The 236-nt window shown below is 30.9% G+C and carries 1 pseudogene; it reads right to left on the bottom strand.

The features are described 5' to 3' along the window. Positions 1-236 (bottom strand): annotated as a pseudogene (locus tag PL77_RS32220) (IS1182 family transposase); the annotation flags it as partial.

Raw genomic sequence — 236 nt, 5'->3', positions numbered from 1 at the left:
TAGAATCTCCTGCTGTTTGATGAATGGAATAATTTATAGAATATTCGTTTTCAGTTGAAACTTGAGTATTATAAGAAGGTTTTAACTGCCCATTCTTCATAGGATCATCTTTCATTTTCATGAAAGTCGCATCATGATCTGTTTTAGAGTAGCTATTTCTTCCATCAAGAATCTCTTCTTGCTTTTTGTATTGATCTATTTTCGGTGCTTGTGTTTTTTTTGCATAAGTGATTTTT

It is taken from the genome of Flammeovirga sp. OC4 (assembly GCF_000812565.1).
In the GTDB taxonomy this organism is placed as follows: Bacteria; Bacteroidota; Bacteroidia; order Cytophagales; family Flammeovirgaceae; genus Flammeovirga.
This window is presented reverse-complemented; position numbering and strand designations above follow the sequence as displayed.